The organism is Staphylococcus rostri (assembly GCF_002902145.1).
Classification (GTDB): Bacteria; Bacillota; Bacilli; order Staphylococcales; family Staphylococcaceae; genus Staphylococcus; species Staphylococcus rostri.
Genome location: NZ_PPRF01000017.1, coordinates 141,005 through 156,425 on the forward strand (window position 1 = coordinate 141,005; position 15,421 = coordinate 156,425).

At 41.1% G+C, this 15,421-nt stretch carries 20 protein-coding genes; 16 read left to right on the top strand and 4 right to left on the bottom strand.

The window, feature by feature from the left end:
• Positions 1–166 precede the first annotated feature (166 nt).
• Positions 167–1,048, bottom strand: coding sequence for an N-acetylneuraminate lyase (locus tag CD122_RS03300; protein WP_103357577.1), 882 nt, complete (start codon positions 1,046–1,048; stop codon positions 167–169).
• A 215-nt stretch (positions 1,049–1,263) separates the two neighbouring features.
• Here CD122_RS03300 and CD122_RS03305 point away from each other — a divergent pair, with 215 nt between their 5' ends.
• The 4 genes from CD122_RS03305 (at position 1,264) to CD122_RS03320 (ending at position 4,215) form a co-directional block, all read left to right on the top strand.
• Complete coding sequence (locus CD122_RS03305) at positions 1,264–1,926, top strand: FadR/GntR family transcriptional regulator (protein WP_103357578.1); 663 nt, start codon at positions 1,264–1,266, stop codon at positions 1,924–1,926.
• Entirely contained in the window at positions 1,919–2,782 is an 864-nt protein-coding gene (locus tag CD122_RS03310; protein ID WP_103357579.1) for an ROK family protein, read from the top strand. The genes CD122_RS03305 and CD122_RS03310 overlap by 8 nt, the downstream gene beginning before the upstream one ends.
• Before the next feature lie 101 nt (positions 2,783–2,883).
• Positions 2,884–3,444, top strand: a complete 561-nt coding sequence (locus tag CD122_RS03315) for a biotin transporter BioY (RefSeq protein ID WP_103357580.1) — start codon at positions 2,884–2,886, stop codon at positions 3,442–3,444.
• A 21-nt stretch (positions 3,445–3,465) separates the two neighbouring features.
• Positions 3,466–4,215 carry a GNAT family N-acetyltransferase gene (locus tag CD122_RS03320; RefSeq protein ID WP_103357581.1) on the top strand — a complete coding sequence of 250 codons (750 nt, stop codon included), beginning with the start codon at positions 3,466–3,468 and terminating at the stop codon, positions 4,213–4,215.
• A gap of 55 nt (positions 4,216–4,270) precedes the next feature.
• Here CD122_RS03320 and fdhD read toward each other — a convergent pair whose 3' ends face one another.
• Positions 4,271–5,083, bottom strand: coding sequence for a formate dehydrogenase accessory sulfurtransferase FdhD (gene fdhD / locus CD122_RS03325; RefSeq protein WP_103357582.1), 813 nt, complete (start codon positions 5,081–5,083; stop codon positions 4,271–4,273).
• A gap of 200 nt (positions 5,084–5,283) precedes the next feature.
• Between fdhD and modA the strand changes: the two genes are divergently transcribed.
• The 5 genes from modA to CD122_RS03350 all read left to right on the top strand — a co-directional run bounded on the left by modA (position 5,284) and on the right by CD122_RS03350 (position 9,079).
• On the top strand, positions 5,284–6,054 hold the full coding sequence (gene modA / locus CD122_RS03330; RefSeq protein WP_103357583.1) for a molybdate ABC transporter substrate-binding protein: 771 nt from the start codon (positions 5,284–5,286) through the stop codon (positions 6,052–6,054).
• Positions 6,055–6,065: 11 nt separating this feature from the next.
• On the top strand, positions 6,066–6,737 hold the full coding sequence (gene modB / locus CD122_RS03335) for a molybdate ABC transporter permease subunit (RefSeq protein ID WP_103357584.1): 672 nt from the start codon (positions 6,066–6,068) through the stop codon (positions 6,735–6,737).
• A complete protein-coding gene (locus CD122_RS03340) occupies positions 6,738–7,343 on the top strand; it encodes an ATP-binding cassette domain-containing protein (protein ID WP_103357585.1) in 606 nt (201 codons plus the stop codon). It begins immediately after the preceding gene.
• 208 nt (positions 7,344–7,551) lie between these two features.
• The gene (locus tag CD122_RS03345) at positions 7,552–8,556 is read left to right on the top strand and encodes a ThiF family adenylyltransferase (protein ID WP_103357586.1); all 1,005 of its coding nucleotides are present in this window, start codon (positions 7,552–7,554) and stop codon (positions 8,554–8,556) included.
• Between the two features lie 22 nt (positions 8,557–8,578).
• Entirely contained in the window at positions 8,579–9,079 is a 501-nt protein-coding gene (locus CD122_RS03350) for a MogA/MoaB family molybdenum cofactor biosynthesis protein (RefSeq protein WP_103357587.1), read from the top strand.
• Between the two features lie 152 nt (positions 9,080–9,231).
• On the opposite strand, the gene moaC is transcribed toward CD122_RS03350, so the two are convergent.
• Entirely contained in the window at positions 9,232–9,708 is a 477-nt protein-coding gene (gene moaC, locus CD122_RS03355; RefSeq protein WP_103357588.1) for a cyclic pyranopterin monophosphate synthase MoaC, read from the bottom strand.
• Between the two features lie 69 nt (positions 9,709–9,777).
• Here moaC and CD122_RS03360 point away from each other — a divergent pair, with 69 nt between their 5' ends.
• The 6 genes from CD122_RS03360 to moaA are packed head-to-tail and all read left to right on the top strand — an operon-like array spanning position 9,778 to position 13,851.
• Positions 9,778–11,037 (top strand): molybdopterin molybdotransferase MoeA, encoded by a 1,260-nt coding sequence (locus tag CD122_RS03360; RefSeq protein WP_103357589.1) that lies wholly within the window; start codon positions 9,778–9,780, stop codon positions 11,035–11,037.
• Positions 11,034–11,510: a molybdopterin-guanine dinucleotide biosynthesis protein B gene (gene mobB / locus CD122_RS03365; protein ID WP_103357590.1), complete on the top strand. Its 477-nt coding sequence runs from the start codon at positions 11,034–11,036 to the stop codon at positions 11,508–11,510. Before CD122_RS03360 ends, mobB begins: the two co-directional genes overlap by 4 nt.
• Positions 11,507–11,965 carry a molybdenum cofactor biosynthesis protein MoaE gene (locus CD122_RS03370; protein WP_103357591.1) on the top strand — a complete coding sequence of 153 codons (459 nt, stop codon included), beginning with the start codon at positions 11,507–11,509 and terminating at the stop codon, positions 11,963–11,965. The genes mobB and CD122_RS03370 overlap by 4 nt, the downstream gene beginning before the upstream one ends.
• Positions 11,962–12,195, top strand: coding sequence for a molybdopterin converting factor subunit 1 (gene moaD, locus CD122_RS03375; RefSeq protein ID WP_103357592.1), 234 nt, complete (start codon positions 11,962–11,964; stop codon positions 12,193–12,195). The genes CD122_RS03370 and moaD overlap by 4 nt, the downstream gene beginning before the upstream one ends.
• Before the next feature lie 9 nt (positions 12,196–12,204).
• Positions 12,205–12,807: a molybdenum cofactor guanylyltransferase MobA gene (gene mobA / locus CD122_RS03380; RefSeq protein WP_103357593.1), complete on the top strand. Its 603-nt coding sequence runs from the start codon at positions 12,205–12,207 to the stop codon at positions 12,805–12,807.
• Positions 12,808–12,828: 21 nt separating this feature from the next.
• Positions 12,829–13,851: a GTP 3',8-cyclase MoaA gene (gene moaA / locus CD122_RS03385; protein ID WP_103357594.1), complete on the top strand. Its 1,023-nt coding sequence runs from the start codon at positions 12,829–12,831 to the stop codon at positions 13,849–13,851.
• A gap of 145 nt (positions 13,852–13,996) precedes the next feature.
• On the opposite strand, the gene CD122_RS03390 is transcribed toward moaA, so the two are convergent.
• A complete protein-coding gene (locus tag CD122_RS03390) occupies positions 13,997–14,440 on the bottom strand; it encodes a MarR family winged helix-turn-helix transcriptional regulator (RefSeq protein WP_103357595.1) in 444 nt (147 codons plus the stop codon).
• A gap of 136 nt (positions 14,441–14,576) precedes the next feature.
• Between CD122_RS03390 and CD122_RS03395 the strand changes: the two genes are divergently transcribed.
• Entirely contained in the window at positions 14,577–15,344 is a 768-nt protein-coding gene (locus CD122_RS03395) for a VOC family protein (protein ID WP_103357596.1), read from the top strand.
• Positions 15,345–15,421: the final 77 nt, after the last annotated feature.

Genomic DNA, 15,421 nt, shown 5'->3' on the forward strand with positions numbered 1-15,421 from the left:
CCAGTGTTTAAATTGTTTGTGTCCCAGCCCAAGTACTCAATATATTTTGTAAGCGTTAACATATGTGGTTGAGAAAAAGGAAAGAGATTGTAAACAGGGCATAGGTTAATCGTATAAAAATATGCGTGTCTAGCTGTGTATCTCTTTCCTCAATGTAATGTGCTAACTATAAGTTGTATTTTTCAACAATTGCTTTAAGTTCTGGACGATGTTTTTCGTCAAACGGATGGAAAGGTGCTTTTGGTAAGCCTGTATCAATACCTTTCTCAGTTAAAAATGCTTTAAGTGTTGGATAAAGTCCCATTTTCAATACAGCTTCGATAATGTCGTTTGTTTCATGCTGTAATTCATATGCACGTGCAATATCACCATTTTGAGCGGCTTCGAACGTTTCACGTGCACGCACACCGTTGACATTATATGTTGAGCCGATCGCACCGTCGACACCAGAAATGGCTGCTTGAACGAGCATTTCATCAAATCCTGAGAAGATCAACTTATCTGGGAATGCTTTACGTAAGCGTTCCAATAAGTAGAAGTCCGGTGCAGTGTATTTCACACCGATAATATTTTTGTTTTCAAACAACGATTCAAACTGTTGTATTGAAATATTGACACCTGTAAGACCAGGAATTGAATAAATAATCATTTTGTTATTCGTTGCTTCGATAATTTTGAAATAGTAGTCTCTAATCTCTTCAAAAGTAAAAGGATAATAGAATGGCGTTACGGCTGATAAAGCATCGTAACCAAGTTCAGTCGCATATTTACCAAGCTCTATTGCTTCATTCAAGTCGAGAGAACCAACTTGTGCGATAAGATTAATGGCATCTTTTGCTTCGTCTTTTGCGATACGGAATACTTCTTTTTTCTGAGTCGTATTCATCAAGAAGTTTTCCCCCGAGCTACCATTCACATATAAGCCATCTAACTTTTGAACATCAATCGCATTTCTAACGATTTGGCGGAGACCCTCTTCTTTGACTTGTCCATGTTCATCAAATGGTACGAGTAGCGCTGCGTATAAACCTTTCAATTCATTATTCACAAAAAGCCCTCCAAATTATTTTTATTTGTCATATTGGTCTGACCAATTTATAATTCAATTGTAAGCGTTATCAATCTGTGGGTCAATAAAAAATAAAAATATTTTAACTGTTAATATGTAGCAGTTGTTCATTTTCATGTGATGAAGGTATTTTCAAAAACAATCGCAATTGGTACGATCATACATATGAAGACAATGGCAAGAGGGGGGTAACATTGGAAACAATTAACCAAACGACATCGCGTCAAAGTTTAAAACAAATTGTAGTTGAAAAGATTAAAGATTATATTCTGACAGAGCAGCTGAATGTAGGGGATAAACTACCGACAGAACGTCAATTGGCTGAAGACTATCAAGTGAGTCGGTCTGTTGTTAGGGAAGCGCTGAGTTACCTTGAAAATACAGGAGTTACAGAAAGTGTGCAAGGTCGAGGCACGCTCGTGAAAGAACAAGATATTCGCCCGTTAATCGAAGGGTTTTTATTTAGTTTTCAAGTCTCACAAGGTAACTTAAAGGACTTGATGATGTTGCGCTTAACATTTGAGTTGGCGGCAATTGATGTAATTGAACGTGAGCAAGCTTCAATAGACGGTATTGCACAAGCGTTAGTAGATGACCCAGCTTTATTTAACAGTCAAGTGGATCAGGCATTTCATGCACAGCTATTAAGGGCGGTAGATTCGGAGTTGTTCAAGCAGATGAGTGCAGTGGTACACGCCTATTTTTACCGTACACCGATTGAAACGACGATTGAACAGAATCAAAGCAGTTTGCAAGAACACTGGGACATATACGAAGCGCTCAAAGTGAAAGACTACGCACAAGCCAAAGCGTTATTAACAGATCATTTGATGAGAGGGGCAGAGTATTATGACTAAAATTGCATTTGATATTGGTGGAACGTATATTAAGTCGGCGATTGTTGAAGATGATGGTACACTGAGTGGCTATGAAAAAGTAAGAACACCTGTCAATCATGATGAGGCGATTGTGAACGTCGTGATAGAGCAGTTGAAAACGTATATTGCTAACTATGATATACAGGATGTACGTGTAGGTATTTCAACGGCGGGTGCTGTGAATCGTGCCGCTTGTAAAATTGCGTATGCGAATCCGAATATTATGGATTATACGGGGACGGACTTTGGTGCACAGTTAGCGCCTTATGTTGACGCATTACGTGTATATAACGATGTAGATGCTGCGTTGCTTGGTGAGTTGACGGTGGTGCCTGAGCCAGTTGAGAGTTTATTTTGTTTAACGTTAGGAACGGGTATTGGTGGCAGTTATTATAATCAGGCATTTGGATTAATGACGGGAGCACGTCATCGACCGAACCAGATTGGTAACTTGTTGTATGACCCAGTAACGAAGACGAATTATGAGCAGCGTGCATCAACGAATGGATTGAAAAAGCAGTTGATGCATCAGGGGTATGATTATCGTCCTATCGAGGAATGGTTCGCATTGGCAAACGATGGCGATGCTTGTGCGCAAACGGAATTGCAGAGATGGGGGATTGAAATCGCACGTGGGATTGCTGAAATCCAAATTATGTATGACCCAGCTGAAATCGTGATTGGTGGGGGCGTGTCAGTGCAAGGCGATAACTTGTTAGCACTTATTGTTCCAGAAGTTGCACATTATTTACCAGAAGGCTACGGTCATGCCACGATTAGAACAGCCCAATTACAAAACCATGCCGCATTAATTGGTGCAGTTTCCGAATTGTAAACTATTATAGACTTTTAGTTTACTATGGTGGTATAATACCTCGTAGAATCCAATAGAGAGACACAGATTCTCATTTTTTGTATTTATAGGAGGAACAACAATTGAATACTAAACATTTAGTTTATGCGGCATTGATGACAGCAGTAATTGCTGTAATGGGACTCGTGCCAGCAATTCCGTTACCATTTTTGCCTGTACCGATTGTTTTGCAAAATATCGGTATCTTTTTAGCAGGGATTTTACTTGGACGTAAGTACGGTTTATTAAGCGTCATCGTCTTTTTATTACTTGTAATGGTTGGTGCACCACTATTATCAGGTGGGCGCGGTGGTTTTGGCGTTTTTCTAGGGCCTTCAGCAGGATACTTAGTCATGTATGCAGTATCAGCATTTTTAATCGGATGGGCACGTGATCGCCAGTATGATAAACTGAACTTTGGACGCACACTGGCAATTCTTATTGGATTCGGTGTGATATTATTAGATACAGTCGGCGGTATCGTGATGGCATTCATCATTCATATGCCAATTAGCAAAGCACTATACTTGTCATTAACATTTTTACCAGGTGATTTAATTAAGGCAGTGATCGCAACTTTCATTGCAGTGGCATTGTATAAAAATCCAGTGACATCACGTATTATGAGACAAATGGCTGAATAACAATAAAAGCAGGTGGTTGCAATGCACGTAACAATAGACGATATATATGTTGACGGCACATTAATTGAAGCGGATGACAGAGTAGCACAATATCGAACGCCCGATAGACCGCTAAAATATGACGGCAATAAATGGCGTTATCGAATTATGCCTGATATGTTAACGTTTCAAAATGATATGATGCAACAGCGCATGACGCATGAAGCACAAGGATCAACACATTTGAACTTTGAGTTTCCGCAAGATTGCAAACCATCTGTAGATATGTTGCAATACTTACGTACAAAAGGGTTTTCGCTTGGTTGTGTGGAGTTGTATGTTATTGAAGCGGCACAACTACGTGCATTGACGCAGCAACCGATTCATATGGCGCGTGTCACTTCAGAAACATTGGCAGATTATTTTGCGGTGTTTCGACCGATGAGTATGGAATATGGTGAGGCGTATATCGCTGAAACTGAGCGTTATATGCGTTCGGTTGTGGAAGAAGCAGAACATGCAGTGCATTACTATGTTGCTTATGAAGCAGGGCAGCCAGTCGGTGTTGTGAACGTTATTCCGAGTGAGCATTTTGTCGAATTGGATGGTTTCGCAGTTTTACCACAGTGTCAGAAACGTGGTATTGGTACACGGATTCAAGCGGCAATTGGGCAGCTTGCGCAAGAGCGTCCGGTGATACTGGTTGCGGATGCAGAAGATACGGCGAAAGATATGTACGTAAAACAAGGTTATACGTATGCAGGATTTCAATATTCTGCATTGCTTGAATAGCATATAATAAAGGCCACTGAATCGTAATAAGATGCGATTCGGTGGCCTTAAATCGTTACGAAGGCATTGGGTTACTCGGTGTACCGACAATGCGTTCCGGATGACTATAAATATTGAAGTGATTCTCTCTAACAAACCCAACAGCAGTAATATTTAAGTCTTGTGCAAGTTGCACGGCTAAAGTCGTTGGTGCAGACTTGGAGATAATCATGCCGACACCGATTTTAGCTGCTTTTATGAGTATTTCTGATGACATACGTCCGCTGAAAATTAAAATTTTATCGCGTACTGAAATATGACGTTGTATGCAATAACCATAGAGCTTGTCTAAGGCATTGTGACGTCCAATATCTTGGCGATGCACGTAAAAGTCTTTGCCGTCGCTAATCGCTGCATTATGCAGTCCCCCTGTAGCAATAAACGTCTGACTGTGTGCTTGTAATTGCGCCATCATATGTAAAATCTGTTCTGGTGTAATATGAATTGTCGTCATGGATGTTTTGGCAATTGCTGCATCATTTTGGAAATAGAATTCACGACTTTTACCACAACATGACGCCACCAGTCGTTTCGTTGATAAATAGCTTGCTTGTTGTATATCCTTATTCACTTCAATGTAAGCATACCCGCGTTGTTCATCGACTTCAAAACGGATTAAATCATCCCGCTTAAAAATGACACCTTCAGAAGCAAGAAATCCTAGAATGAGTTCTTCTAAGTGATTCGGACTACAAATAACAGTCGCAAATTCGTGGCCATTTACAACTACAGTTAATGGGAACTCTGTCACATAGTCATCTGTTGTCTCAATCAACTGTCCATCTTGATAGCGAATAATCGTCTGGTTATAACGAATATCGTGATCCATGTCTCAAGCCCCCTTTAATCGTAAGTTATCCCGTATAAAACTAGTGTAAGTGTTTTCGTTCAAATAGGAAAGTGTTTGAAACGAATTATTGCTGTGAGAATGGATAGAGGCTTATCAAAATAAATGGCGTTATTTTACTGCATTTTGCTAAAATAAGGAGTAAGATTTAGGAGTATGGAGTCTCAAAGGAGCGTGTGCTTATGAAAGAAAAATACTGGTTACTGGTTTGTTTGTCAGTCGTATTGTTATTGAGTGCGTGTGGGCAGTCGCAATCGAATAAACAGCAAAAAGCAGAGCAGGAGAAGACGCAAATTACCGTGTCGGCTGCAGCAAGCTTGACAGATGTGACTAAGGAATTAGACAAAGCATTCCATCAAACGCACCCGGATGTTACAGTGGACTTTAATTATGGTGGCTCAGGAGCGCTAAGACAACAAATAGAAAAAGGGGCACCTGCAGATGTTTTCATGTCAGCGAATACAAAGGATATTGACGCGTTAAAATCGCAGGGGAAAGTTAAGGATACATATGACTATGCACACAATCAGTTAGTGCTGATTAAACAACGTGGTAGCGCGGTTAAAGGTGTAGAAGCTTTAAGCGATGCTGACAAGTTAGCGATAGGCGAAGTTGAATCTGTGCCAGCAGGTAAATATGCGAAGGTGTATTTGGAAGATCAAGGTTTATGGCAAACGGTTAAATCGCATGTCGTCTATGCAAAAGATGTACGAGAAGTGCTAAACTATGTGGATAAAGGGAATGCACAACTCGGCTTTGTGTATGCAACCGACTTGTATGTTGGCGAAAAGGCGCAACAAGGTGTGACAAAAGTGGCGGATGCACAGCTGCAAACGCCAATTACGTATCGTATGGGTGTTGTAACAGATAATCAGGCGGCACAAGCATGGATGATGTTTATGCAGTCTGAGGAAGCGAAAAAAATCTTGAAAAAATATCATTTTGAAGTATAGGTGACAAAGTTATGCCAGAACTAACTCCTTTTTGGATTTCTTTGCAAGTGGCAGTGGTAAGTACGGTTATTGTCGTCATATGTGCGACGCTACTTGCGAAGGTGCTATACAACAAGCAGGGCAAATTAATGAAGTTTTGTGAGAGTTTGGTATTGTTACCAATTGTGTTGCCGCCGACAGTCATGGGCTTTTTATTGCTCATTGTCTTTTCGGTGAACGGGCCGATTGGCAACTTTTTAACGAATGTTTTAGGCATTAAGGTTGTGTTTACGTTAACGGGAGCGGTGATTGCTTCTGTTATTGTAAGTTTTCCATTAATGTACCAACACGCCGTTCAGGGATTTCGCAGTATTGATGATAAAATGTTGAACACTGCGCGAACAATGGGTGCATCAGAACGTAAAATATTTTATCGTCTGATATTACCATTATCTAAGCGTGCGTTGATGTCTGGCACGATGATGGCTTTTGCGCGTGCCATTGGCGAATTCGGTGCCACGCTAATGGTAGCTGGGTATATTCCGGGAAAAACGAATACACTACCGTTAGAGATTTATTTTCTCGTTCAACAAGGTCGTGAAAACCAAGCATGGCTATGGGTGCTCGTACTCGTTGCTTTTGCAGTTACAGTGATGGGAACGATGAATATGTTGAACCAGGATCGCTATCGTGAGGTGAAATAGGTGCTTGATATACATGTAGAGAAGGTTATTAATAACAACAATGTCGTCTGTCATATTATAACGGAAGAACCTAAAATTTACGCCTTGCAAGGTGTATCAGGTGTTGGGAAAACCACATGTCTTAATATGATTGCGGGCATTCAAGCACCAGATAACGGCTATGTGCGTATTAATCACAGAACGGTCGTTGATACATCGCAGAAAATAGATATGCCCATTCGCGAGCGCAATATCGGGTATTTGTTCCAGGACTACCAACTATTTCCGCATATGACGATTCGTCAAAATATTACGTTTATGACGGATTTGAATGCGCATATCGAAACATTGATGACGTCGTTGAAGATTACGCATATTTTGGACGCCTATCCGATGACGTGTTCAGGTGGCGAAAAGCAACGTGCGGCGTTAGCAAGAGCATTGAGCACGAAACCAGATTTACTATTGTTGGATGAACCATTTTCAAGTTTAGATGATGTATCGAAACAAGAAAGTATGGCACTTGTGCAACAAATTTTTGATACGTGGCGTATTCCAATTATCTTTGTTACGCATTCACAACACGAAGCACAACAACTTGCACATGAGACGATTGTAATTTCATAAACTGATTGGACGCATGCGATTGTGACGTAGGCGTCTTTTATTTTGGACATGAAACGTGTGATGAATGGAAAGGTAGGGAAAACTCTTAAAGAAAGTATTGAAATGCCTAATTGTGAACGTTCACACAATGCGTTTTAATTGATTGAGAGTAGAAGTACAACACCGTATAATGAGAAGAGACTAAATCACGTAAGAAAGGTTCATATCCATGACACAAAATCGCTATTCACGGCAAATCCTTTTTGACGGCATTGGAGAAGAGGGGCAACAGAAAATTAATCGAAAGTCAGCACTCATTATAGGTATGGGTGCATTGGGCACGCATCTCGCTGAAGGGCTTGTACGTGCGGGTATCGGAAAATTGTATATCGTTGACCGCGACTACATCGAGTATTCGAATCTGCAGCGACAAACATTATTTACTGAAGCGGATGCACGACAACAAATGCCTAAGGTAATCGCTGCACAGCATGCATTACAGGCAATACGTGAAGATCTTGAAATTGTGCCGTTTATTGAAAATGTTGATGGGACATTCCTTAATCGAATTGTTCCAGAAGTAGATTTGGTGCTGGATGCGACGGATAACTTTGAAACACGCATGATGATTAACGACGTAGCGTATGCTTTGGAGAAACCCTGGATTTACGGTGGAGTCGTGCGTAGTACTTATGTTGAAGCGGCATTCATTCCTGGGCAAACACCTTGTTTTCAATGTCTAATACCGCAAATTCCAGCGATGAACCTAACGTGTGATACAGTAGGCGTGATTCAACCCGCTGTAACGATGGCGACAAGTTTGCAATTGCGAGACGCACTAAAAATATTAACAGACACGCCATTCACACCGCGATTGACGTATGGGGATATATGGGAAGGCACACATCAAGCATTTGGTTTTGGTCGTATGCAACGAGCGTCTTGTCCAACATGCGGTGAACATCCGGAATATCCGTATTTACATCATAGTCCTACTAATTATGCAGCGCTATGCGGTCGAGATACGGTGCAATATCAGCGCGAAGGTTTGACGTATGATCAGTTAGTAGACTATTTAACATCGCGCCACATGGTCTATCGTACAAATGGTTACTTGTTGCAGTTTGAATACGGCGGTTATCGCATTGTGGCCTTTCAAAATGGTCGCCTGCTCATTCATGGCATGCGAGAAGTTGAACAAGCTAAGAAATTGATACACCAATTATTTGGGTAATCGGTCAACAAGGAGGGGTACTATGCATACAAATGTAAAACTGGATAGAGCAATCCGTTGTGCTGTGCTAACTGTTTCGGATACACGAACAATTGAAACGGATAAAGGTGGACAGCTCGTTAAAACATTATTAGAAACGATTAATACAGAGATTCAAGCCAATCATTACCGCATTGTGAAAGATGATCAAGTAGAGATTCAAGCACAATTGCATGAATGGCTAGCAGAAGATGTTGATGTCATTATTACAACAGGTGGGACAGGCATTGCACCAAGAGATGTGACGATAGAGTCTGTAACACCATTATTGACGAAAGAAATAGAAGGATTTGGGGAGCTATTCCGATATTTAAGCTATACAGAAGATGTCGGGACACGTGCTTTATTATCACGAGCGGTTGGTGGCACAATCGGCAACAAACTCATTTTCTGTTTGCCAGGGTCCACGGGCGCAGTGAAACTCGGTATGAACAAATTGATTTTGCCAGAACTTAATCACCTCGTTCATGAGATGAATAAATAAAGCGGTTGTGAGAGAAGCGTTTAGGACGTGTGCAGAATGAGCGTCCTACTTCTCGAACACTGACAAAAAAGAGATTGGACACTGTTGTACAAACTGCATATACATGACGGATGTCCCAATCTCTTCTAGTTACATTGATAATTAAAAGTATATTAGCGTTGGAAGTCAGATTTCCCACCAGTCTTTTTCACAAGGTACGTCTCACCAATAACCATCCCTTTATCGACCGCTTTGCACATATCGTAGACAGTTAAGGCGGTTGCTGAAGCGGCTGTTAGAGCTTCCATTTCAACGCCTGTACGTCCAGTTGTGGAGACGGTTGTTTCGATGTGAAGTACGTATTGGTCATCGTCTGTATCCCAATCAAAGGCAACATCAACGCCTGATATTGGTAGCGGATGACACATTGGAATGATGGACGCGGTATTTTTGGCTGCCATAATACCTGCAATTTGTGCGGTATTGAGCACGTTACCTTTTTTATTCGTGTTATCAGTAATTTGTTGATAGATCGTTTGATTTACAGTAATGCTTGAATGCGCGATGGCTGTTCTTTTCGTAATGGATTTGTCAGAGACGTCCACCATTTTGGCATTACCTTGTTGATTGATATGTGTAAATTCAGACATGTTATTCCTCCTTTGAAATGCAAGGTAAGTATAGCATGAATCGAAAATTTTGTTAGGAGTGAAAAGTGTATGTCAGTTGAAAAGAGACATCCGATTCCAGTCAAAGAAGCGATACATCGCGTGCTACAACAAGACATCTATACGGAAGCAACGCAAGTAAGTCTATACGATTGTGAAGGTTATATTCTTGCTGAAGACATTATCGCCACGTACGATATTCCGCGCTTTGATAAGTCGCCGTATGATGGCTTTGCGATTCGCAGTGAAGATTCACAAGGCGCAAGTGCAGACAATCGTGTCGCATTTGAAGTCGTGGATCATATCGGTGCAGGCAGTGTATCTGAGAAGACGCTACAACAAGGCCAAGCAGTGCGTATTATGACGGGTGCGCAAATGCCAGCTGGTGCGGATGCAGTCGTGATGCTTGAACAAACTGTGGAGACAGCAGATGGTTTCACGCTACGTAAACCATTTGAACGCTTGGAAAATGTATCGCTTAAAGGCGAAGAAACTGCGACAGGCGATGTTGTTTTGCATAAAGGACAACGCATTAATGCAGGGGCTGTAGCTGTGCTCGCAACATTTGGCTATGCAGACGTGCCGGTGTATCGTAAGCCTACTGCAGCGATTATTGCGACAGGTAGTGAGTTATTAGACGTTGAAGATGATTTAGAACCTGGCAAAATACGTAACTCGAACGGACCGATGATTGCGGCGTTACTACAAAAAGAAGGTGTAGAGGTTGAACGCTATCATATTCAAATGGATGACTATGACAGCAGCTTAGCAGTAATTACATCAGCGCTAGAACAACATGACATGGTCATTACGACAGGTGGCGTATCAGTCGGTGACTTTGACTATTTACCAGATATTTACAAAGTGCTAGGGGCGGACGTGTTATTTAATAAAATTGCGATGCGTCCTGGTAGTGTAACAACAGTAGCAGTGGCACAAGGCAAATATTTATTTGGTTTATCAGGGAATCCGTCAGCGTGTTATTCAGGGTTTGAGTTGTTTACCAAACCAGCGATATATCATATGATGGGCGCGACTTGCTGTTATCCAGCAATGATACGCGCGACGTTAATGGCAGATTTTAAGAAAGCGAACCCATTCACACGCTTTATACGTGCACATGTAACGTTGACAGGACGAGAAGCAACGGTAAGCCCATCAGGATTTAATAAATCAGGAGCGGTCGTATCGATTGCACACAGTAACGGTATGATGATGTTACCGGGTGGTACACGTGGTTATCAAGTGGGCCATGAAGTCGATGTGCTATTAACGTCTGCTGAACTGTATCAGCAGGAGCTGTATCTATGATTTTACAAATTGTGGGATACAAAAATAGTGGCAAAACAACGTTAATGGAACATACTGTACAACAGTTGAAGGCAGCTGCACATACGGTCGTGACGATTAAACATCACGGGCATCCCGGCGAAGAGATTACGCTACCGGATAATCGTGTAGATCATATGCGTCATTTTCATGCAGGCGCAGATCAAAGTATCGTGCAAGGACATGATTATGTTGAAACGATTCAACGCAACGACTATCCTACGTTAGAGACTTTGTTGGCAGAGTGTGTTACGATGGACGACAGCATAATTTTAGTAGAAGGGTATAAACAAGCCGCTTATCCTAAGGTGATTGTCTATCGTGATGAAGCGGAACTGCAGGCACTACGGCAACTAGACAATATACAATACGCTATGCAATTAACAAGTCATGGCTTTGATTATGAATCATTTGATGCGTGGCTCGCGCAATGGATTAAAGGAGAGTTATCATGAAGCAATATGAAGTAACAACAGCACCGATTAACCCGGAACAGTATCGTCAGTGGACATTGAATGAAAAACAAGGTGCCGTCGTTGTATTTACTGGACACGTGCGCGAATGGACAAAAGGAATTCGCACGGAATATTTGGAATATGAAGCATACGTACCAATGGCAGAGAAAAAACTCGCGCAAATTGGTGATGAAATCAGTGAACGTTGGCCTGGAACGATAACAGCGATTGTACATCGTATTGGGGCGTTAGAAATTTCGGATATTGCCGTCTGCATTAGTGTTTCTTCACCACACCGCAAAGATGCCTACGCGGCGAATGAATATGCGATAGAGCGTATTAAAGAAGTCGTCCCAATCTGGAAGAAAGAAATATGGGAAGATGGTGCTGAATGGCAAGGGCATCAACGTGGCTACCATGAAGATGCAGTTGAGAAGGGAGATAAGTCGTCGTGAAAATATTGTACTTTGCAGAGATAAAAGAAAAGTTAGATCGTGCGGAAGATACTTTTCATTTTGATTATGAAATCACAGTTACAGAATTGAAAAAACACTTGTATGAAACATATCCTGTGATTCAAGGGAAGTCGTTCCAAGTCGCAGTAAATGAAGAATTCGTACAAGAAGATGCACTTATCATGCCGAATGACGTTGTAGCACTCATTCCGCCGGTCAGTGGAGGTTAAATAACAGCGATGAAAGCCATTATATTAGCGGGCGGTCAATCTGTGCGATTCGGCCAACCGAAAGCATTTGCTTCCATACAAGGTGAGTTGTTCTATCAACGACTGATTCATACATTAGAAGCAACGAATATGTTTAACGAAATTTTAATTAGCAGTAATGCGCAACATGCAAGTCGATTTGAAGGTGCGCGAGTGGTCGTAGATTCCGATGCGCATCGTGACAAAGGCCCGTTAGCAGGCATTTATAGCGTTATGCAGCAAGATGATGCAGATCTCTACTTTGTGATTTCGGTGGATACGCCGGTCGTCACACAGAAAGCGATCAGTCATTTGTATCAATTTATGGTATCGAATTTGATTGAATCGCAATTGGATATTGCTGGATTTGCTTCGGAAGGGTATCCGATTCCAACGATTGCTTTTTATCATCGTAATGTGATGCCGATTATCGCGTCAGTGCTTGACTCAGATGACTTAAGCATGAAGCATGTGTATCAACAAGTGTCGGCGCAATGGTTAGATGTCGAGACGATTGATAGTCCAAAACAGTGGTATCGCAATGTGAATTATCCGAGTGATTTAGAGAAGTTAGAAAACGAACTTGCAGAATAAGAGAGCGAAGGAGGGCGCAAGATGACAGCACAAATATTAGATAAGCTAGGACGACCGATACGTGATTTGCGCATTTCCGTTACAGATCGTTGTAACTTCCGCTGTGATTACTGCATGCCAAAAGAAATCTTTGGTGATGATTATGTCTTCTTACCAAAAAATGAATTATTGGCGTTTGAAGAAATTGTTCGTGTCACACGTATTTATGCACAACTGGGTGTAAAAAAAGTGCGCATTACAGGTGGCGAACCGTTGTTGCGTCGTGACTTAGATCAATTGATTGCGCAAATCAATGAAATTGAAGGGATTGAAGACATCGGTCTCACAACGAACGGACTATTACTCACAAAGCATGGACCGAAGTTATATGACGCTGGATTACGTCGCATTAATGTGAGCTTAGATGCGATTGATGACGCACTGTTTCAATCGATAAACAACAGAAATATTAAAGCGTCGACGATTCTTGAGCAGATTGATAATGCTGTTCAGATGGGCTTTGAAGTAAAAGTGAATGTGGTTGTACAAAAAGGCATGAACGATGACCAGATTGTGCCAATGCTCGAATACTTTAAAGATAAAGACGTGACCATTCGTTTTATTGAATTTATGGACGTTGGAAATGATAATGGTTGGGACTTCAGTAAAGTCGTAACGAAAGATGAAATGTTAAATATCATTCAACAGGCGTTTGAAATTGAGCCAGTGCCGCCACGTTATTATGGCGAAGTTGCCAAATATTATCGTCATGTTGGCGCGAAGTCTAAATTCGGCTTGATTACGAGCGTTTCCGAATCGTTCTGTTCAACGTGTACGAGAGCACGATTGTCATCTGATGGTAAGTTTTACGGTTGCTTGTTCAGTGCGGTAGATGGCTTTGATGTGAGAGCACTGTTGAGAAGTAGCGCTTCAGACGAGGAAGTTAAAGAAACGTTAAAAGGCTTGTGGCATATTCGAGATGATCGCTATTCTGATGAACGTACGGAACAAACGGTCGCTAATCGACGCAAAAAGAAAATTAATATGAACTATATTGGTGGTTAACCTAAAAATGCGCTTTGTAAGAAGAGATAGAAACTTCTACAAGCGCATTAATTGTTTCTATTCTAAGGGAGTGAAGTGGGACAGGAATCTCATTTTTCTAAAAAGATTCCGTTGTCCCAGCCCCTTCGAGAAACTTTTAGACTATTTATGATTCGAGACGTTGAATTTTATTCGTCATACTATTGTATAGCTGATCAAGTAATTGAATCGTTTGTTCAATCTCAGCGGGTGTAAGTTGCAGTTTGGCAGTAATGTCCGCTTGCTGACTATGGATTTCAGTCATCAGCGAATGGTAGACAATCTCACCTTGTTCCGAGAGTGTCAGCAACTTTTCTCTTTTATCTTCGCCGGGTTGACTCATAAGCCATCCACGTTCATCTAACACTTTTAAGATTTTACGTGTCGTTGGTTTTTCAATAGAACGTCTTTTAGAAATTTGAACGAGTGTTGTTTGTGGATGTGTATAGATATCTTTAAGAATTAACCACTGTGCAGGGTGAAGATCATGTGCTTCTAAGAGTGGTTGTGTAATTTTAATATAGGGACGGTACAGTTTCGTTAAATGATCGAATAGTGCGCTCAGCTCCATGCAAGACGCTCCTTTCTGAATAATATTGACATTATAACACTTCAGCGTATATGAGTGGGCGTTTAGCTCTCATTCGAGCGTTAATAGCCAATTTTTGGTAGAATATAAACAACGAATCACAGTCAGGAGTGATGGTATGGTAGATATCGAATTTGATCACATGATACATTATATAGACGGCTTAGAGCGATTTGAATTTCCCGGGAAATATCTAGAAATTCAAAAAGGTGGGCGTCATGAAAACTTAGGGACGTTTAATCGTCTCGTGCACATTGATTTGAGTTATATTGAGTTAATCGATATTTTTAATCAAGGGAAAATGAAGCAACAATCTAAAACGCAAGAAGGTAAATACTCGTTTGCGACGTCTATTATTGATAATGGCTATAAGCAAGGTTTTAAGAAAATATGTTTTAGAACACATGACATTCAGAAGTTGAAAGAACAGTTTTTAGCACGTGGCTTGGAAGTAGTGGGGCCTGTACGTATGACGCGTGAAAATAAGAAAGGTCATGAAATACATTGGCAATTGCTTTACGTGAATAACCATCACTTTGATGTTATGATGCCGTTCTTTATTCAGTGGGATAAAACGGATGATGAACGTGAAGCGGATTTGAAAGATGTGTTCCAAAGTCAGCTTACGATTGATATGATTGAATTTCATTCCCACCAACGTCAAACTATGGTCGATAACTGGAAGCAGTGGTTTGATATGGAAGTTGTTGAGACTGCAGATAAGTACACAATACTTGAAAGCCCAGCAAAAAAAGTGAAGTTCAAAATTGTGGAGGGCAAGGACGATATGATTGAAGGGGTACATTTGATTGATAAAACCATTCATGCACCGCTAATTATTAGAACACGTGGAGGAAGTTATCATTTTAAACCGGCACAAGCGTAATAAGATGTGGTATGATAACGCATTGAGTGGCAATGACGATAAAAGCAGGTGTGGACAGTAGAAAAGGGATTGAGACA